This is a genomic window from Agrobacterium sp. A3-95, from assembly GCF_053521785.1.
Genome location: NZ_JBNWDR010000002.1, coordinates 303,629 through 318,892 on the forward strand (window position 1 = coordinate 303,629; position 15,264 = coordinate 318,892).

Here is a 15,264-nt window from a genome sequence, read left to right on the forward strand (position 1 = left end):
AAAGCGGCTGGGGAGCGGTTTTCAAAAAGCCCTCCCGACTGAACGGGAGGGAGGTAGGCGGCCGGAGGCAGATCAGGCCAGCCAGGGAACAACCATGACTTCGGCGGTATTTGCCCAAGGGTTCGATTCACCGCCGTTGACGAGGATGCTCTGGACGATGCGCTTGGCAGCGCCTTCGAGGCTGGGCGGCACGACCAGGAGAGACGGCATGATGCCGAGCGGGCGACCAAAATCACCCTTCATGCCAGTCAGCGCTGCACGGGCAGCTTCGTAATGGGCGACATCGAGCGTCTGCTTGGAGCCCCAGGCCTGTTGCCAGAAACCGAAACCGACTTCGCATCGGCCATCCACGCCGTAGATGTATTCCTTGCGGAAGAAGACATTATCGTCGTCTTCCTTGTCCTTGCGGACGAGGTTCGTGAACGGTTTACGGTTCTGGTAGATCAGCGGCTTCAGCGGACGGGAAACATCAAGCAGGAACCACGGTGTGCCGTTTCCGCCGTCAGTGTTGGCCACATTGATGAGCTTGCCGTTTTCGTCGAGCACGGGATGATCGGTATCGAAGAAATACTGGCCATCGTAGCAAAGCGACGTGAATGCTACTTTCAGCAAGGCGAAGACGAGTTCGTCGGGGAAGGTTGAGGCCGAATTGCCCAGCTCCTGGAACAGCGGGCCATAAATACCAAGATTGTCGTCCTCGAAGTCGGTACGATCGACACCGATGGTGTTCTCGAACGAACGGTTCTTCAGCGTGTAACCGCTTTTCGTCATCGCATTGATGACGCGATCGCCAATCCATTCACGGAAGCGCGGAGCCTTGCCCAGCCAGCCATATTCATTCGACGCGGTGGTCGAGTTCACGATCGTGGCAACGCGCTGGTAGAGCGACGTTGCGGACCCCAGGCCCTGCTGGAATGAGGCATTGAAGCCAATACCAGCAGAGCGAAGAACAGCACTATTGAGTTCCATTGACTTGCCTTTTTCAGGTGTGAGTGATCCAGACACCCTGGTCATCGACATCGGCGATCCTGCCGACGATCGAGCGGGTGCCGCCGCCGTTGGTTTTCGCGACGGTCTGGTCATCGACGCCGTAGGCATCGCTGCCGATATCGGCGCGGGTGATGAGGTCTGCCGCGGCCGAATTGTCCCAGCGGTAGGTTCCGAGTTCCTGCTCGGCCAGTACAGCGCCGTTGCCGCCGCTCGTGTTGTCGACGAACTTCGCGTTTCGGGCTGCGGCCTTCAGGGTCGCGGCGGCCGTGACCGGCACGAGAAAGCCGGTCGCGCTGATCGCGACCATTGCGCCTGCATAAAGCTTGACGCCGGCGGCGACCGGGACGTGACGCGTGGTGCGTTCACGACGCGGGGTGTTGCGGTCTGCGGAAAGGGCGGTCAACGGCTTGCCTCCATCGCTTCCCTGGACTTCACCATGTCCTCGGGCTTCAGGTTGAGTTGCCGCATGATCGCGATATCCGCATCATCGAGAGTGGCAGTGGGGCCGGTTTTCGGGGCGGTGACCTGGGCGCGCTGCGCCGAGGTGAGCACCGGGGCCTTGCCCACGAACTCCTCGAACTTCTTCGGATCGGCCTTGTGCATGGAAACCGCCCAATCCTTCAGCGACGGCGCAAGCTTGCCATCGCGGATCGCGTCGCCGACTGCGGCCTCCGCATCCTTGTTGGCGTCCTTGTCCTTCAGCGCCTTGAGATCGACCTGCATGGCGGTGACCTGCTCGATCGGAACGAACTTCGTCGGATCGGGCGTGGTGGCAGTGTGGGCCGACGACAGAACGCTGACGATGTCTTCGACGCTGGCGTCTTCCTTTTTCCCGGCCGCGATTGCGATCTTCTTGCGGTCGGCGAAAGCGGTATGGACCGCCGTGGCGATCGCCTCGGACTTGGCGTCCTTTGTAAGACCGGCAGCAACGGCAATTGCCGTCGAGCTGGTCAGCAGCGAATTGATGGCGACAAGCACATCGTCTTCGCTGCCGCCCTCGGCAAGACCGAGAGCAGCGAGCAAACGTTTCATGGAAACCTCTGTGGTTTGGGCTGCGGAAAAAATGGAGTGCGCCGAGATCTCGAACAGGTCGAGATTGGGGACATTGGTCAGCGCCACGGTCTGAAGGGCGAGAACCTCGCCCGCCTTGGTGTGGAAATAGACCGGGGAAATGTAGCGGTACTCTTTCGCCTTGATCGCGTTGGCGGCGGTGGCCGTCCATTCGACGCGGCCATAAAGTCCGTCCGGACGCGCCTCGACTTCCTTGATCCAGCCGGCCGCAGGGGCGGGCTTGCCATTCTCCTGGCTATTACGGCTCTGGTGTTCGTAGTCGACAAGAATATCCGTCGAACCGGCATAGCGCCGGGTCGTGTCAGCGATGCGCTGAAGGGATACGAGATCGCCGGCATGATACGGGCCGCGACCATCGCGACCGGAAAATGTGCCGGCCGGAATGAGCTTCAGCCAGACATCGTCCGTGGCAGTTGCCACCAGCTCGGCGGAGTGCGCCGTCAGGAACGAGGAAGAAAGAAGGGTTGCGAGAGCGTTTTTCATGCTCCTATCTAGAAGCGGAGCGGCTCTCTTCGCTCACGTGCAAAACTGCACCACGGTTTGGAGCTTTGCGCCGGAACCGAACGGATCATGAATAAGGCGACAGATCGAACCGGGCAAGGGACGTAGGCACCAAAGTTGAGGCCGATTAAAAGCCCGTAGAAGCGTTTTTGCCGTCCGGATGATGGATGGCGCGGTTCGATCCCTGCAAACGCTCTCTGCGGGCTTGTGTTCCTTTCGAAACTATGGCGGCGGTTGAGGCGATCCTAACCCGTTTGCCATCTTTTGCGCCAGCAGTTGCGCAACCCTCGCTTCATACCCTGCCTTGCCCGGATTATAACCCCAGCCTGGATCGATGCCATCGGGAACGCGGGTCACTTCGCCGGTGCGCTTGTTGACGAAATTGCGCCAGGTGTTTTCCGGTGGCTCGAAGATCAGCTTTTCGCCCAGGGCAATCAACCGGTCGATGTCACGCTGCGAGAGGCTCTGCAGCGTGCAACGGCATCCCCAGCCGCAAGGCGGTGCCCATTCGTTCCAATAGGGATGGTCGATCGGCAGAACGAGATTGTGCCGGCGCGCATGCTCTGGGCGGACATGGTCGTCGCGCATCGTGACGTAGCGAAGGAACGGGCGGTTGCGCCGGTTCTGCTCAAAGCTCGTCCAGTGACCGGCCGCGTAGGACACGCGCATGTTGGTGTCGAAGATGGTGCGCAGCCGTCGCGCGCTGCCGAGTTGCGCCGGCACACTTTCCCCCGTCACGGGATCCGCGACGAATTTCTTGCCCCACCAGCCCTTCGCTTCGAGGATCGGCCGCAACTGGCGGGATGCCTGCTCGATGGTCTGACCTTCATTCAAGAGGCGCTCAATGGCCGCTAGAATGTCATTCAGGATATCGAAACCGGCAGACTTCGCGACGGTGAAGCTGGTCGCATGCTCGGCTTGCCACATATCGAGATAGGAAATCGTCTCGACCGGCGAACCAGTTCGGGCGGCAAAGGCGGCGATGGCATCGCGGGGCGGCAGGGGCTGAAGGATTGCTGCCACGCGTCAGGCCTCGTCAGAGAGGGTTTCGTTGCCAAGCCCCGCCAGGCGAGCGGAGAATGCAGCACGGGCGAGTATTTCCGTGAGCGCGTTCACGTCCATGGACACGAGGCGCTCCTGAAAGATGGCACGGATCTCGGCAAGGTCTTTTGCCTTGGCGATCTGTGCTTCAAGCCCTTCGACAACAGGCGCGACCATCGGCTCCCAACCATCGTCAGAAAGGATGCTTGCGATACTGTCGTCGATCGCATCGCCCGGCGCCGGTCGGTCTGCCACGCGGTGCATGGAAATCTGCGGTTTGGGTGGCGGCAGTTTCTCGGGCTTTGTCGATGGGTCGGTTTCTTCAGCGCTCGCGCGACTGGCTGGGCGCAGCAGCTCCTCGTCCTTGTCCGGGTCTTCGATACCGAGCTTGTCACGAACCTTCGCCATGCCAACCTTGCCGCCCAGGTTCACGAACGCGGTGACGTTCTTCATGTATTTTTCGAGGTCGACTTCCTGCGGCCGGCCGATGCGGATTTTCGGATAGGCTTTCTGCGGTCCCTTGTTGAGGGAGATGTAAGCCACCACGAAATCACGATTGAGCGTTGCCGCCAGTTGCTTGGCATCCGAACGCTCGATGTCGGCTTTCACGCCGTCATGAACCTTGCCGACTGCATAGCCGCCCGCGATCGCGTCCGTGGTGCCGGTCTGCCCGAGAACGACTTTCGATGTCTGTTGGTCGAGAAAGTTGGCGCGCTTCTCGTAGAGTTCATGCGAGCCGGAAATATCCGCTTTGACGAACTCAACCGACATTGAGGCCGGTACGATCGCAGAATAATCAACGCCAATATTGGCAACCGCCTGCAGCAGGACTTCCTTATCCTTTTCGCTTGCACCTTCTCCCCATTTCCCCAGGCGGAGCGGCTGACCATAAGCTTCGCAGAAGATGGCCCAGTCTTTCATGGTGAAAGACTTGAACAGGAACGTCCAGCAGACGGCGCGGGCAATACCGCCACGGATCGGCAGGCCGGATTTCACCTTCGCCTGGTGAACGATCCACTTAAACGGAGCAAGCGGCACGTCGCCGGCGAGGTCCCGCAACAGGAGCGTTTCGCCGTCGAGCTCGTCGAATCGGAACCAGCGCGGATCTCGCCATTTGAGCGCGACCGGGTTCCACTGGCTCGACGAGGTTTCCCAGATGATTTCGGTAGCGGAAAAACCTTTGCCGATCGCATCGAGCATATCGATAAGCTCACTTTCGAAAGCGTCACGCTCGATGAAAGCGCGCACCATATCGGCATTCTCGACATCGTTCGCATCTTCGCTTGCCGCTTCGACGGTTATTTCCAGTCCGGCCACCTGCAGCTTGCGGGCGGCAAGCACGCCGGCATAGTGCAGGTCGCGTTCCTCCATGTCCTCGGCAAGCTCGAGATATGCCTGCGGCTCGCCGTTCACGGATGTCCTCAAAAGGCGGCCGAGCTTCGCCGGCGTCAGACCGCTGGCTTGATGCTCCGTGTTTGGACGGCGCACGCCCATCATGGTCGGGGCGGCCTGCTCCTGCTTCAGGGCGGCGGAGGTGATCGGGTTTCCCCACTGGTCGATGAGCTTGGCCATCAATAAATTCCTCTCGATCGACGCATGGAAGAAAGGCGCGTCGGCGCACCGTCATCGCGATCGGTGTTTGGGCTGTCGAACTTGGTGGAGGCTCTAGGGACAGCGACGTAGCCGTACTCGTGCCACTGCATGCGACTGGCGAAATAGGCCAACGCCAGTGCAATCGTGTAGTCGCCGTGTCGCTTCTTGCCGGTCTCGCCGACGCGCACTGGCGGCACCATCGGGATGCCCCGGATAACCTTGACCAGGCGAAGGTCGGCAAGATGATTGTCGTTCTTCGAGATCGAGATGGCGTTGTCTTCAAAAGCCGCTTTAACAGGCGGCATATTGATGCGGTACCAGTCCTGTGAGAACTTGATGGCCCACACGAGGCCGCTGCCCTGGTCGTTCTCCCTCAGGCCGAATATGCGACCCATATCTTCAGCGACCGTCCAGCCCATGCCGGTCGCGTCGAAGGCAGCACCGATCAGCCGCGGCGCGGCCTTAAGGATCATCTTTACGATCTGCTTTTGCTCATCACCCGGTACGCCGCGCATCTCCACCGTCAGTGCAGTTTCACGCCGGAGGTTTTTGGTAAGCGCAAGAAGGGTCGCAACCGAAAGGTCAGCGACACGCGCAAAGTCGAAACCAAACGCGTAAAGCAGTTCGGGATCGAGGACTGACAGGGCGGCCGCCAGTTCTTCGATGAATGGAGCGACCAGGGCTTCCTGATCCAATTTTGGGCGTTGTAGAAAGTCGAGAGGCAATTCGAGCGAAAGCACTGGCGCGTCTGATGTCATCCGCGCTTCGATCAATGGCGCTGACAGCCATGTCCCGCTGCCCATGGTCGGAATGCAGAACAATTCCTCATCGGCACCATCGCCATAGAACTTGATGATGTCTTCGCGCCAGTCAGCCTCTGCTTCAGGCGTCCATTCCTTGCCCGTGACAAGGCAAATGCGCTCATAGAGACCAGCCTCTAGAGCCTCATCGAAATCGATCCGCATATGCTTGTAGGCAGACCGGCCGGAAAGGATGTCCTGTATCTGAACGTTGAATTCATTCTCGACGCCGTTGTGCGTCGAACAAACAACGACCTGGCCGCCCCACATCAGGAATGCCAGGGCAGCTTTCAGAAGCTCTTTCAGGCTGTCCACGAAGGCCGCTTCGTCGATCATGACGACGCCCTGTTTACCACGCAGCGAACGCGGCGCAGACGACAGGCCGATGACCTCGAAGCCGGAAGCGAACTTAATGCGGAATGCCTGTATCGAACGCTCGCCTTCCTTGTCGCTGTCGTCGAACAGAAACTCTTCCATTTCCAGCGCGGCCTGATTGTAGGCTCGCGACCACATGGCGCAGGCATCGATAAACTCGCGGGTCATTTCCTGCGAATAGGAAATGTACATTACGTCCATGCCACCCGCTTCGCGGGAACGCGCAGCGCGCAGGACGGCGTAGGACGCAAAACCCCATGTCAGGCCGATACGGCGGGATTTTTCGATGAACAGGACGCGGCAGGCCGTGCTTTCCAACTGCGCAATTGTCTTGGCCTGATATGACAAAAGCGCCTTGCGGGCTTCGATCTTGTCCAGGAGGGCGTCGGTCGAGAGCCTGCGAGCCTCGGCCCACTGTTCCTTTGAGATCGGGCCGGTCATTTCGAGACACCCAAAATCTGGTCAAGGATTTGCTCCGCACTCTCGGCGGATATGCCTCTTGCCTTGGCAACGGACTTGACGGCCTCGGTAGCTTTGGCAGCAAACTCCGCTTCGACCTTCTGGCGGCGATTGGTAGACACACCCTGGGCGCGGGATGCAGAAAACAGGGCATCCGCGAGAGCCTTTGCGCCCTTTGGATCAAAACCGGCCTCGCCACCGTTGGTCACCAGTTCGAAGACAAGCGTCTTGATGGCCTCGGATGCAATCAGGGTAAGATCGTCGGAAGCGGCTGCATCGAACTTGCTGGCCAGTGTGGATGCGATTTCTCGGGTCTGGTTGAGCCGTTGCGTCAAAGTTGCAAGACGGATCGAATAGCGGTTGAATGCCGAAAACGACGGTATGGAAAATTCCAGCTCGCCACGATGCTCCCGGTGGAGCAGTTCCAGCTTGCCGACAAACTCTTCGTAAATGTCGGTCTGGGTGCGCTCCCTGTTCTGGAGTTCAGACGCTGCCCAGGCAACCGCATCTGCGCAAGCCTCGGGCAGCAATTCGATACCGGAAAGTCGTCCGCGCCCCTTCATACTCATTCGCCCGGCTCCGAAGGGCGTGTCACGCCTTCGATTGTCGTGTCGCGCTGAAGGTGGCGGCGGCCGCGCTTGTTCAGCGTGGCGATTATGACGCTACCGGCTTTCGCCAGCGTCACAGCGTCCCGCTCGGCCAGAAATTCCATTTGCTCGTGGATCCACAATCTGGTTTCCCGGATAGCGAAAAGCGGCATGATTTCTTCAATCATGCTGCTGTCGAGCGATCCGTTTTCTTGTTCGGCCAGCGCTTTGAGAATGATCAGCCGGGCGCGCTCGCGGCGTATGCGTGCCCAGTCAATACCGATGTTAGACATTGGTCTGCTTAGCCCTTTCCAGTAGGAGCTCGTTCATCGCTTCGCCGTTCGCCTTGATCGGTTTCAGCGTTTCATTGAGGGTGTCGAGACGCCCGTTGACCTTCTCAAGAGCAAGCTCCAGACGGTGCTGGCTTTCACGGTCGGGCAGATGCTTCATGTCGCTTTCGACCGATTGAACGCGTCGATCGAGGCCGATCAGCTTTGTTTCATGTGCTTCGGTATCGCGCTTGAGCGCGGCGACATCCTTTGTCAGTTCCTTCTCGCCGCTGTTCATCCAGACCTTGATGTGGCCGAAGATGGCAATGACGGAGAGGGCTAGGCCGCAGTAGAGGGCGATATCGGTAGCTTGCATCAGCGCAGCCTCTTTTCGTGTCGGGTTTGGCAGGCGATGCAACGTGTCGCCGATGGCATGGCGATGCGGCGCTCACGCGGAATGTCGTTTGGACAATCCTCGCAAACCATCGTGCCGGGACCCCTCAAGGCCTGTCTCGCAGCCGCTATCTTTGTTTCGCGTTCCTGTTCGGCCCGCTCGGCAGCGAGATCAAAGGCGGCGTTTCCACCTAAATTCATCTTGGGGTCTCCGGCGCATTGTCGATCGCTGCGACGGCGGCCGCACGGCGGGCATCGCAGGACAGGATTTCGGTGCGATCGGCTCCCCATCGCGTAGTGACTTCCCGCTCCGTCATGTCGCGGTCCGGCAGATCGCCAGTAACGCAGGGAACCCGCGAGGCGGGGGGGACTGTAGCTTTGACTGTTTTGACGATAGTCGGCGGTGCCGGCTTCGGGTCAGCGGGGGAGCAGGCGGACGCGATCGCGGCCAAGGCCACAAGCATCGCCATTCGGCAAGGCCGCATTCTCATTCTCCAGTTTCTCTTTGTTGACGTTTAGTGCGGCGATCCGGATAGACGTGTCCCGCTCAAGCTCCATGGCGAGATGAACCTGCGCCGCCTCGGCATTGGCAGCCCTGGTGTTGGCTGTCTCAATCTCGGCTTTCCAGTGTGCGTTCCGCTCGGCCGCTTTCGTCGTGACTGCCGTTTCCACCATGCTGTTGACGGCGGAAATGGAGAGCCAGCCGAGGAAGGCAGCGACAGCAAGAAACGCCGCTGCAATGACCAGGGGCGTGACCGCCTTCGAAAGCCACGCCCCGATCATTGGGAACCCTCCGGGAATTCGGCCGGCACGTCGCGCGGATTGTAGGGGGGTCGCGAAGGCAAAACGGAATCGGAGCGGAGTGTGTTGGCGTAGTCCATGGCGCCGGCGAAACGATGGATGCCGAGCATGGCCGCGATAAGAAGGATCATGGACGGGACAACGATGTTAGCGAGTGCCACGGCGTTGTCGCTCCCGTTAAGGCCAGCCCAAACGATGCCAATGATGACTGACCAGGCGAACCAGAGCGAGATCCACAACTGCGCTTTCGTTGTGCGGTAGGATGGCTTTTTCATCTCTGCTCACGCCTCACTTTTCGAGGCGGGCGCACCGGACGCGGTAAGCTGTACCGCGCCGCCGATCGGATCTTCGCCTGTCTTGGGCCAGCGCACGCCACCATCAACAAGGCGATCTTTTTTGACGCGGGCGATGGACACGGCATTGTCCTGGTTACCGCCCAGAACATGATAGTGCGTCCGATCCTCACCGACATAAATGCCCACATGCCCGCCACCACTCCGCTCGAAAACAAGGATTGCGCCGCGTGCGATGCGGCCTTCCGTGCCGAACTTTTTCCAGTTCAGCGCGCCGAGCGGGTTGGCGAGGAGGGGTTCTCTGGGGAGCGTGGCAGCAATCACATTGCCGATAAACAGGCCGCACCAGGGTGTGTCATCATTCTGGTACCAAGAGGCAATCCAGCCGCCGAGCTTCTTTGCCCACCCCATAATGACGGGATTGGATTTCGAACCGGGGATTTCGGTAATGCCGATGTATCGGCGCGCTTCTCGCATCCAGACAGGTTCGGTCGGAACCGGCACCTTAGCGTAGGTGATGAGATTGCTTTCAGGGTTCTTGCTCTTGACCTTGCGCAGAGCATCGACAGTCACTGCATCCGCCCTGCCGGTGAGAGGCAGATGATAAGCGTCCTGAAAGCGTTCGATCGCCTTGATGACTTCGCGCCCATAGACGCCGTCCGTCCTGCCGCCATAAGCACCGGCATCCCGAAGTCGGGAAATCAGCCATTCATCAAATGTTTGGGTGGTCATTATAGCCCCTTCAAGAGGGGCTTAAGGCGCCCCCGTCGAGAGGACTATTGGGCCGTTCGGCCCATGTTCTCATGAGTGCATTTCTGCACCACGGAACTAAAACAGGGAGGCTTGTCGATCGTCCGGCCGCTTGCGGCGATGCTCGATTACTGTGCGGCGTGATACGCCGGTAAGCGCTACGATCTGATTATTGGAGTAGCCTTTTTCGATTAGTTCCGCAATCGTCGAAGCGCGACGGCGTTTGTCCCCGTTCATGGCAGGGGGAACCACTAAATGTTTGCTGCCCCATGCAACGGCTATGGCTTTCGCTGCATCGAGCCCGACAAGGTCGGCCAACCAGTGGTTTGGGGTAACAGTTTCCGGAATGTAGATTTGCAGGCCCGCTTTTTCACGGCCGAGTATGATCGCGGCCCGTTCGCCGGCAACATCGGCGATACGGTTCAACAGCGGTGTCATGTAGGCGCGATCAGGCAAGTCGGACATCAGTTGCTGCCCTCAATTTCTGCAACGATCATGCCGTCAAGGCGCACATTACGGCGAAGCGCACGCAGGCGCTGTTTGGCATCACGTTTCGAATAGGCCCAGAGAGAGAACGACCAGGGCTTGTCGCCGTGGCGGTAGCTGAAGGAATAGAGCTGCATTGCGCGGCCAGCCGGATCGACAAGCGACGGAGCGGCAACATCGCGCAGGGCAGGATCGCGGACGAGCGGGACGGCGGTTTGCGTCATGATTTGCCGCCCTTCTTCTGGCGGCGAACCTGCGGCCCGAAATGGTTCATGACTGTGATCCACTCGGCATCGCTCAAATTCCGGTAGCCGATGCTTTCGTTGGCAATGTGGGTGACGGCCTGCCAGAAAGCGTTCGGCTCGCCCGGATGCAGGATCGCCCACTGCGCGCGGGCGATCTTGTAACCGTGGCTTTTCTCGAATGGCTCACAAGGCACCCGATCGGTCCAGGTGACGCCGGCACGCGCAAGCATGCTCTTCAGCGCCTCAACGACACTGGCACCGTCGCTCGCCGTATGGACAAAACGCAGGTCGGAAATTTCAGGCAATTGCCGGCCCATGGCAAAGGCTTCCAGCGCGCTGTCGCGGCGGTCCTCGATGACACCGAGATTGTAGCAGGCGATCCAGAGCGCCCGCATCTTCGGCAGGTACTTGCCGGAAAGCTTGCGCTTGCCGTCGCGACCGTCCTGGCGAACCGGGGCGGGTCTCGCCACGTTGCCGCGCAAGCTTACAAGAACCTTCTGGCGCTCGGCCTCGGTCATGTCCTTGGTCGATGATTTGCCTGTCAGGATTTCCAGCTTGGCGCGATAGGTGAAATCGTCCAGGCCGAGTTTCTTCTGCTCGATCTTGATGGCGGCAATGGTCTTGCTCATCTCGACAGCCTCCCCGCAACTTGGGCTGCGATGTCGGAAAGGCAGAACTCCGAAGAGCGGCTTTCTTCGCCTTCCTCGGTCACGACCAGGACGAACATCTTGCCGCCCTTGGCGTGAACAAAATGGCCGTCCTTCAGAAATGCGTCGATCAGCGCCGTCAGCAGCTGATCAGGTTCAAATGTCCTCGGCATCGTAGGCCTCGCTGATTTCGGTGGTTGTGAAGGTGGCTTTGAAAACCGGGATGAAAAAGCGGACGTAGACGAACTGGACGGACCAGCCGCGCGATTGCGCCTTTTCCCAGGTCTCGCGTTTGCGGTACTTGGATGCGATCGCCTTGGCGGCGGTCTCACCCCATGTTTTCGGCTGAAGCTTTCCGGACGGAGAGCAGAGCACGTGGCCTTTGGTGAAGGCCGCAGGGATTTGGCGCTTACTCGTCATGGGCGACAAACTCCAGTTCGCGGGGGTGGCAGTTGCTGTAATGGTCGTCACCATGGAAATGCACTTTGACGTAGTGCCGATGCGATCGGCCTTCCGGCTTGATCTTGCCGTACCGGGCGGTCACCGTGTGCCGGACAAGCCGGTTCACGGTGATCTCAATGCCGTAATAGTTGCGGATGTAGTCGTAGCTCATAGCAGCCTGCGCCCCTTTGTGCGGCGGTGCGGACCCTTCGCCAGGCGGACGCGCAGCATCTCCTCGAAACCCTTGACTGCCGAGATCGCCTGAAGGTCGTTTTCAGCCTCGGGCAGGCCGGGAACGAGCAGTGTGTTGCCGTCATAGGCATGGCGGGCGCACACAGAAAGAATGCGCTTCAGGCGGCGGCCATGACCGGTGACGATCCTCATAGTGCCTTTCGGCACGCGGCGGCTGACAAAGGTTTCGCCCGATCGGTAGCAAACGATGTGGGCCATCAGTTCACCCCGTCATCCATGACAGCATCGACAAGGCCGTCCTCGGCGATCTTCTCGACCAGATCGGTGATAAGCGTTTCCACCGACATGTTGCGTTTCGCCGCGAAGGGCCGAAGCATCTGCCGGATTTCGAAGTTCAAACCGATCCTGGCGACGTTCTGCTCCCCGACGCGGTAACCCGTCTCGCGGGGTATCGGCACAGATGCGGGCTTTGGTTTCATCGGCACCAGAGCGCAGACGTTGTTGAGCGGAATACCCGTCTTTTCTGCGATTTGCCTGTTTGAAAATCCTTCGGCCCGAAGTGCCCGGATGGCATCAGTTCGCGACGGATAATTCAGGCAGGGTTTAGGAAGGCCGGTGTTGTTCATGCCACACCGCCTTCCGGGAATACGCGTTCGATGTAGTCGTAGTCATCGTTTGCGGCGACGTGGATGCCTGCTTCACTGACCGGCCCATACCCTTCGACGAAGTCACTCTGGTTGAAGTCTTCCAGGCCATGGGCAAAAAGATCAGCGATACGCCCGGCGTGAGCAAGATAAGCATGCTCATCAGTTCCGAGATCAGTGATGACGGAATTGAATTCCGCCATGGTCTTGGTGGTGAACTTGCTTTCGTCCAGAGTGACGACGACGCGGCGGGTGACATCAAAAACGAAGGTTTTCATTTCCACCTCACGCATCAGCAATGTTGAGAGAAATGCGGATCCACTCCGCATCGTGCGATTCCCGGAAGCTGAAATGCAGGTACTCTTTCGAGCCGATGACCCGCACGGCGGCATTGATCGCCTCCATCGCATTGATCCAGCGCGGATCATCGCTTTCGATCTTGAACAGTTCAAAGACGGCGTCCTTGCTGATCTTGCCAGCCTGATCGACATTGAAGGCACGAGTGACGAGGCCACGGATTTCAGCGCGGCCGTCTTCCGTCCATTCGTTCAGGCATTCGTCGATCAGACCTTTCGCGACCTGTAGCTGCGGCCCGAACTCGATCAACTTGTTCACGCGGGTCTCGACGGACATCAGCCCGTCGATGGTGCGGTATTTTTGGTTACCGGCTCCGGCGCGGCCACGTTTGACGAGGCTATACTGGGCCTCAAGATTGCGATCGAACTCGGCAATATCGGCGCGGGTGTGCTTCTTGAACCGGGCCAGCTCGGCGGAAAGCGGCTTGGCGAACGCGATAATCTTGCGGACCATCTGGTCCTCAAGAAAGTCTGCGGCCTTCACCAGGGCGAGCGGCGTCAGGCCGCCGTCTGCGTTGGTGACATATTGCTTGCCGTTCACGATGGTGATGCCGGCTGCGGCCTTTTCTTCCAGAATTACAGCTTCCATGGGTTTAACCTCATAATTTAATGTGAAAGGGGATCAGGCCGCGTCGCCACCGGACGGCGCGGAAGGTGCAGGGGCATTGGAGCGTCTCGGGCGGAACTGGACGACGTTGCCGCCGTCCTCGATGTCCGGCCGCATCAGCTGAAGAACCTCGGCCGTAATCGCGTTCATGCTGGAAATCAGCTTCAGGCGATCCTCGAAGGCGCGGCGGTTCCACTCCGCGCACGACCAGGCGTTTTCGAGGTTGCGAGCATGATCGGCAATCTTGCCAACGCTCACCACCAGCCTCGACGACATGGCGCGGTCGAGATGAATGTGGCCCTTCTCGGCCAGCTCCGCATTGAGGCCTCGGTAAAGCTCACGCAGAAGATCGGAAACGCATTCAGGCTTCGCCGTCATTCTTCTTTCCTCCAAAGTTCGGGCGGATGATGTTGCCTTCGGCCTTTTTCAGAAGGCCGGTCAGTTCGCCGGTGGCGAGTTGCTCGGCCGTCTTGGCGAGAAGCTTCCCGGCCTCACTGTCGCGCAGGATGGAAAGCTCCAGCTCAAGATGGCCGGCCTGCTGTGACAGGGCGCGAAGGGTTTTCAGGACGGTCTGGGCGGAACGTGCATCCAGCTCCAGCTTTTCGTCCGCCTTCATCTTTCTGGCTTCCGCGAAGATGCTGGCGAGATACTCCAGATGAGTTTTCAGGGAGGGAGCCGCCGATGTCATAGGCTGTCTCCCATGTCGCGGTTCTTCCAGGCGGCCTGAAGATGCTCCAGACGCACACCTTCCTCGCCATCTCCGATGGCAAGCATGGAGGCGGCTTTCATGGTGCGATCGATCTGGCGCAGCGCGCCGGGCTTGCTGGCAATGCCTTTCAGGAAGGTGGCGCAATCGGTGCCTTCCTCAACGCCCCACGCCTTGATGAGGATCGCAGCGTCCGCAGCCGGGTTGCGCGCCGTCCTGACCTGTCGGTCAAACCGGGAAAGCACCTGCGCGCGGCTTGCGACTGAACGCCCGACGTCCTTTATGAAGGCCGTGGCGGTATCCTCATTGCCGAGCAGGGCAACACCGCACTGGTCGTTATCGACGAAGTGGCGCAACTGGTTGATGGCTTCCGGTACGGCGTTCTGCGCCTCGTCGATGATCAACAGCGAGCCTTCACCGACACGTTTCAGCTTGGCGCCGATCGAGCGGACGAACCGCGCGGGGTTATGCTCATGCACTTCCAGTGCCGCGCAAAGTTCAACGAGCATGCCGTGAACGGTTTTGGTGCTCGGGCTAAGTGTCGCCATGAAGACGTGCGGCCGCGTGTTCAGGAAGTGCTTTGCAGCGGTGGTTTTACCGGAGCCTGCGGGCAGCGTGACGCGGATGAAACCCGATGTCACTTGGGCAAACAGCAGGGCGTTGTAAACGTCCATCCCCACCGCCGTGCGCTGGAATGGGGGCGACACCGGCATCGTGGCCGCCATGTTCTGGCTCGCGTCGAGCGCATCGAGCCAGTTGGCAACCTTCTGGTTGATGTTCGACAGGACGCCGAGATATTTGCCGCCAAACCACGGCGACAACGTGCCGTCAGGTACGTCGGTGCGGCGGGACACTTCGGCTTTCGTCCAGCCAAATTCTGTCGCAGCGTCAACCATGCGCGATGTCAGCTTGCGCCACTCGTCTACGTCCGGAGCAGGGTGCTTCGCGATAAACTCGATTGTCGGTTGAGACTGGTCCCACACGCTGTTTGTGTTGGTCGTCTTTTTCATGCTAAGG

Annotated in this window: 26 protein-coding genes; all 26 read right to left on the bottom strand. The window is 59.5% G+C overall.

Annotated features, from left to right (window positions below):
- Nucleotides 1–72 precede the first annotated feature (72 nt).
- Nucleotides 73–969, bottom strand: a complete 897-nt coding sequence (locus ACQZ5Y_RS06915; RefSeq protein WP_112191620.1) for a Mu-like prophage major head subunit gpT family protein — start codon at nt 967–969, stop codon at nt 73–75.
- A gap of 13 nt (nt 970–982) precedes the next feature.
- A complete protein-coding gene (locus tag ACQZ5Y_RS06920) occupies nt 983–1,393 on the bottom strand; it encodes a hypothetical protein (RefSeq protein ID WP_145166605.1) in 411 nt (136 codons plus the stop codon).
- Nucleotides 1,390–2,544, bottom strand: coding sequence for a phage protease (locus ACQZ5Y_RS06925; RefSeq protein ID WP_174060082.1), 1,155 nt, complete (start codon nt 2,542–2,544; stop codon nt 1,390–1,392). Before ACQZ5Y_RS06925 ends, ACQZ5Y_RS06920 begins: the two co-directional genes overlap by 4 nt.
- A 240-nt stretch (nt 2,545–2,784) precedes the next feature.
- Entirely contained in the window at nt 2,785–3,585 is an 801-nt protein-coding gene (locus tag ACQZ5Y_RS06930; RefSeq protein WP_174060081.1) for a phage minor head protein, read from the bottom strand.
- A gap of 3 nt (nt 3,586–3,588) precedes the next feature.
- Nucleotides 3,589–5,175 (bottom strand): DUF935 domain-containing protein, encoded by a 1,587-nt coding sequence (locus tag ACQZ5Y_RS06935; protein WP_174060080.1) that lies wholly within the window; start codon nt 5,173–5,175, stop codon nt 3,589–3,591.
- Nucleotides 5,175–6,812 carry a hypothetical protein gene (locus ACQZ5Y_RS06940; RefSeq protein WP_174060079.1) on the bottom strand — a complete coding sequence of 546 codons (1,638 nt, stop codon included), beginning with the start codon at nt 6,810–6,812 and terminating at the stop codon, nt 5,175–5,177. Before ACQZ5Y_RS06940 ends, ACQZ5Y_RS06935 begins: the two co-directional genes overlap by 1 nt.
- Nucleotides 6,809–7,399: a DUF3486 family protein gene (locus tag ACQZ5Y_RS06945; RefSeq protein WP_112492957.1), complete on the bottom strand. Its 591-nt coding sequence runs from the start codon at nt 7,397–7,399 to the stop codon at nt 6,809–6,811. The genes ACQZ5Y_RS06940 and ACQZ5Y_RS06945 overlap by 4 nt, the downstream gene beginning before the upstream one ends.
- Entirely contained in the window at nt 7,396–7,710 is a 315-nt protein-coding gene (locus tag ACQZ5Y_RS06950) for a VpaChn25_0724 family phage protein (protein WP_112191613.1), read from the bottom strand. The genes ACQZ5Y_RS06945 and ACQZ5Y_RS06950 overlap by 4 nt, the downstream gene beginning before the upstream one ends.
- Complete coding sequence (locus ACQZ5Y_RS06955) at nt 7,703–8,062, bottom strand: DUF2730 family protein (RefSeq protein WP_174060078.1); 360 nt, start codon at nt 8,060–8,062, stop codon at nt 7,703–7,705. Before ACQZ5Y_RS06955 ends, ACQZ5Y_RS06950 begins: the two co-directional genes overlap by 8 nt.
- A complete protein-coding gene (locus tag ACQZ5Y_RS06960) occupies nt 8,062–8,280 on the bottom strand; it encodes a TraR/DksA C4-type zinc finger protein (protein WP_174060077.1) in 219 nt (72 codons plus the stop codon). The genes ACQZ5Y_RS06955 and ACQZ5Y_RS06960 overlap by 1 nt, the downstream gene beginning before the upstream one ends.
- Before the next feature lie 216 nt (nt 8,281–8,496).
- A complete protein-coding gene (locus tag ACQZ5Y_RS06965; RefSeq protein ID WP_174060076.1) occupies nt 8,497–8,862 on the bottom strand; it encodes a hypothetical protein in 366 nt (121 codons plus the stop codon).
- On the bottom strand, nt 8,859–9,155 hold the full coding sequence (locus ACQZ5Y_RS06970) for an NAD(P)+ transhydrogenase beta chain (RefSeq protein ID WP_174060075.1): 297 nt from the start codon (nt 9,153–9,155) through the stop codon (nt 8,859–8,861). The genes ACQZ5Y_RS06965 and ACQZ5Y_RS06970 overlap by 4 nt, the downstream gene beginning before the upstream one ends.
- A 6-nt stretch (nt 9,156–9,161) precedes the next feature.
- Complete coding sequence (locus tag ACQZ5Y_RS06975) at nt 9,162–9,905, bottom strand: NlpC/P60 family protein (RefSeq protein WP_112191609.1); 744 nt, start codon at nt 9,903–9,905, stop codon at nt 9,162–9,164.
- 96 nt (nt 9,906–10,001) lie between these two features.
- Nucleotides 10,002–10,388 (bottom strand): hypothetical protein, encoded by a 387-nt coding sequence (locus tag ACQZ5Y_RS06980; RefSeq protein WP_112191608.1) that lies wholly within the window; start codon nt 10,386–10,388, stop codon nt 10,002–10,004.
- Entirely contained in the window at nt 10,388–10,633 is a 246-nt protein-coding gene (locus tag ACQZ5Y_RS06985) for a hypothetical protein (protein ID WP_112191607.1), read from the bottom strand. The genes ACQZ5Y_RS06980 and ACQZ5Y_RS06985 overlap by 1 nt, the downstream gene beginning before the upstream one ends.
- Nucleotides 10,630–11,283, bottom strand: a complete 654-nt coding sequence (locus ACQZ5Y_RS06990; protein ID WP_174060074.1) for a regulatory protein GemA — start codon at nt 11,281–11,283, stop codon at nt 10,630–10,632. The genes ACQZ5Y_RS06985 and ACQZ5Y_RS06990 overlap by 4 nt, the downstream gene beginning before the upstream one ends.
- A complete protein-coding gene (locus ACQZ5Y_RS06995; RefSeq protein WP_174060073.1) occupies nt 11,280–11,474 on the bottom strand; it encodes a hypothetical protein in 195 nt (64 codons plus the stop codon). Before ACQZ5Y_RS06995 ends, ACQZ5Y_RS06990 begins: the two co-directional genes overlap by 4 nt.
- Nucleotides 11,458–11,721 carry a hypothetical protein gene (locus tag ACQZ5Y_RS07000; RefSeq protein WP_112191604.1) on the bottom strand — a complete coding sequence of 88 codons (264 nt, stop codon included), beginning with the start codon at nt 11,719–11,721 and terminating at the stop codon, nt 11,458–11,460. Before ACQZ5Y_RS07000 ends, ACQZ5Y_RS06995 begins: the two co-directional genes overlap by 17 nt.
- Nucleotides 11,711–11,914, bottom strand: coding sequence for a hypothetical protein (locus ACQZ5Y_RS07005; RefSeq protein ID WP_174060072.1), 204 nt, complete (start codon nt 11,912–11,914; stop codon nt 11,711–11,713). Before ACQZ5Y_RS07005 ends, ACQZ5Y_RS07000 begins: the two co-directional genes overlap by 11 nt.
- The gene (locus ACQZ5Y_RS07010; protein WP_174060071.1) at nt 11,911–12,192 is read right to left on the bottom strand and encodes a host nuclease inhibitor protein; all 282 of its coding nucleotides are present in this window, start codon (nt 12,190–12,192) and stop codon (nt 11,911–11,913) included. Before ACQZ5Y_RS07010 ends, ACQZ5Y_RS07005 begins: the two co-directional genes overlap by 4 nt.
- The gene (locus tag ACQZ5Y_RS07015) at nt 12,192–12,560 is read right to left on the bottom strand and encodes a hypothetical protein (RefSeq protein ID WP_174060070.1); all 369 of its coding nucleotides are present in this window, start codon (nt 12,558–12,560) and stop codon (nt 12,192–12,194) included. The genes ACQZ5Y_RS07010 and ACQZ5Y_RS07015 overlap by 1 nt, the downstream gene beginning before the upstream one ends.
- The gene (locus tag ACQZ5Y_RS07020; RefSeq protein WP_174060069.1) at nt 12,557–12,856 is read right to left on the bottom strand and encodes a hypothetical protein; all 300 of its coding nucleotides are present in this window, start codon (nt 12,854–12,856) and stop codon (nt 12,557–12,559) included. Before ACQZ5Y_RS07020 ends, ACQZ5Y_RS07015 begins: the two co-directional genes overlap by 4 nt.
- Before the next feature lie 7 nt (nt 12,857–12,863).
- Nucleotides 12,864–13,523 carry a DUF3164 family protein gene (locus ACQZ5Y_RS07025; protein ID WP_112191601.1) on the bottom strand — a complete coding sequence of 220 codons (660 nt, stop codon included), beginning with the start codon at nt 13,521–13,523 and terminating at the stop codon, nt 12,864–12,866.
- Nucleotides 13,524–13,556: 33 nt separating this feature from the next.
- A complete protein-coding gene (locus ACQZ5Y_RS07030) occupies nt 13,557–13,919 on the bottom strand; it encodes a hypothetical protein (protein WP_174060068.1) in 363 nt (120 codons plus the stop codon).
- The gene (locus ACQZ5Y_RS07035; protein ID WP_112513680.1) at nt 13,903–14,229 is read right to left on the bottom strand and encodes a hypothetical protein; all 327 of its coding nucleotides are present in this window, start codon (nt 14,227–14,229) and stop codon (nt 13,903–13,905) included. The genes ACQZ5Y_RS07030 and ACQZ5Y_RS07035 overlap by 17 nt, the downstream gene beginning before the upstream one ends.
- Nucleotides 14,226–15,257 carry an AAA family ATPase gene (locus tag ACQZ5Y_RS07040; protein WP_112191598.1) on the bottom strand — a complete coding sequence of 344 codons (1,032 nt, stop codon included), beginning with the start codon at nt 15,255–15,257 and terminating at the stop codon, nt 14,226–14,228. The genes ACQZ5Y_RS07035 and ACQZ5Y_RS07040 overlap by 4 nt, the downstream gene beginning before the upstream one ends.
- Nucleotides 15,258–15,264 lie beyond the last annotated feature (7 nt).

What these genes read in the sequence shown, in the direction of transcription:
- ACQZ5Y_RS06915 (WP_112191620.1), bottom strand. Translation starts at nt 969, where the DNA reads ATGGAACTCAATAGTGCTGTTCTTCGCTCTGCTGGTATTGGCTTCAAT.
- ACQZ5Y_RS06925 (WP_174060082.1), bottom strand. Translation starts at nt 2,544, where the DNA reads ATGAAAAACGCTCTCGCAACCCTTCTTTCTTCCTCGTTCCTGACGGCG.
- ACQZ5Y_RS06935 (WP_174060080.1), bottom strand. Translation starts at nt 5,175, where the DNA reads ATGGCCAAGCTCATCGACCAGTGGGGAAACCCGATCACCTCCGCCGCC.
- ACQZ5Y_RS06940 (WP_174060079.1), bottom strand. Translation starts at nt 6,812, where the DNA reads ATGACCGGCCCGATCTCAAAGGAACAGTGGGCCGAGGCTCGCAGGCTC.
- ACQZ5Y_RS06945 (WP_112492957.1), bottom strand. Translation starts at nt 7,399, where the DNA reads ATGAGTATGAAGGGGCGCGGACGACTTTCCGGTATCGAATTGCTGCCC.
- ACQZ5Y_RS06950 (WP_112191613.1), bottom strand. Translation starts at nt 7,710, where the DNA reads ATGTCTAACATCGGTATTGACTGGGCACGCATACGCCGCGAGCGCGCC.
- ACQZ5Y_RS06955 (WP_174060078.1), bottom strand. Translation starts at nt 8,062, where the DNA reads ATGCAAGCTACCGATATCGCCCTCTACTGCGGCCTAGCCCTCTCCGTC.
- ACQZ5Y_RS06960 (WP_174060077.1), bottom strand. Translation starts at nt 8,280, where the DNA reads ATGAATTTAGGTGGAAACGCCGCCTTTGATCTCGCTGCCGAGCGGGCC.
- ACQZ5Y_RS06965 (WP_174060076.1), bottom strand. Translation starts at nt 8,862, where the DNA reads ATGATCGGGGCGTGGCTTTCGAAGGCGGTCACGCCCCTGGTCATTGCA.
- ACQZ5Y_RS06970 (WP_174060075.1), bottom strand. Translation starts at nt 9,155, where the DNA reads ATGAAAAAGCCATCCTACCGCACAACGAAAGCGCAGTTGTGGATCTCG.
- ACQZ5Y_RS06975 (WP_112191609.1), bottom strand. Translation starts at nt 9,905, where the DNA reads ATGACCACCCAAACATTTGATGAATGGCTGATTTCCCGACTTCGGGAT.
- ACQZ5Y_RS06980 (WP_112191608.1), bottom strand. Translation starts at nt 10,388, where the DNA reads ATGTCCGACTTGCCTGATCGCGCCTACATGACACCGCTGTTGAACCGT.
- ACQZ5Y_RS06985 (WP_112191607.1), bottom strand. Translation starts at nt 10,633, where the DNA reads ATGACGCAAACCGCCGTCCCGCTCGTCCGCGATCCTGCCCTGCGCGAT.
- ACQZ5Y_RS06990 (WP_174060074.1), bottom strand. Translation starts at nt 11,283, where the DNA reads ATGAGCAAGACCATTGCCGCCATCAAGATCGAGCAGAAGAAACTCGGC.
- ACQZ5Y_RS06995 (WP_174060073.1), bottom strand. Translation starts at nt 11,474, where the DNA reads ATGCCGAGGACATTTGAACCTGATCAGCTGCTGACGGCGCTGATCGAC.
- ACQZ5Y_RS07000 (WP_112191604.1), bottom strand. Translation starts at nt 11,721, where the DNA reads ATGACGAGTAAGCGCCAAATCCCTGCGGCCTTCACCAAAGGCCACGTG.
- ACQZ5Y_RS07005 (WP_174060072.1), bottom strand. Translation starts at nt 11,914, where the DNA reads ATGAGCTACGACTACATCCGCAACTATTACGGCATTGAGATCACCGTG.
- ACQZ5Y_RS07010 (WP_174060071.1), bottom strand. Translation starts at nt 12,192, where the DNA reads ATGGCCCACATCGTTTGCTACCGATCGGGCGAAACCTTTGTCAGCCGC.
- ACQZ5Y_RS07015 (WP_174060070.1), bottom strand. Translation starts at nt 12,560, where the DNA reads ATGAACAACACCGGCCTTCCTAAACCCTGCCTGAATTATCCGTCGCGA.
- ACQZ5Y_RS07020 (WP_174060069.1), bottom strand. Translation starts at nt 12,856, where the DNA reads ATGAAAACCTTCGTTTTTGATGTCACCCGCCGCGTCGTCGTCACTCTG.
- ACQZ5Y_RS07025 (WP_112191601.1), bottom strand. Translation starts at nt 13,523, where the DNA reads ATGGAAGCTGTAATTCTGGAAGAAAAGGCCGCAGCCGGCATCACCATC.
- ACQZ5Y_RS07030 (WP_174060068.1), bottom strand. Translation starts at nt 13,919, where the DNA reads ATGACGGCGAAGCCTGAATGCGTTTCCGATCTTCTGCGTGAGCTTTAC.
- ACQZ5Y_RS07035 (WP_112513680.1), bottom strand. Translation starts at nt 14,229, where the DNA reads ATGACATCGGCGGCTCCCTCCCTGAAAACTCATCTGGAGTATCTCGCC.
- ACQZ5Y_RS07040 (WP_112191598.1), bottom strand. Translation starts at nt 15,257, where the DNA reads ATGAAAAAGACGACCAACACAAACAGCGTGTGGGACCAGTCTCAACCG.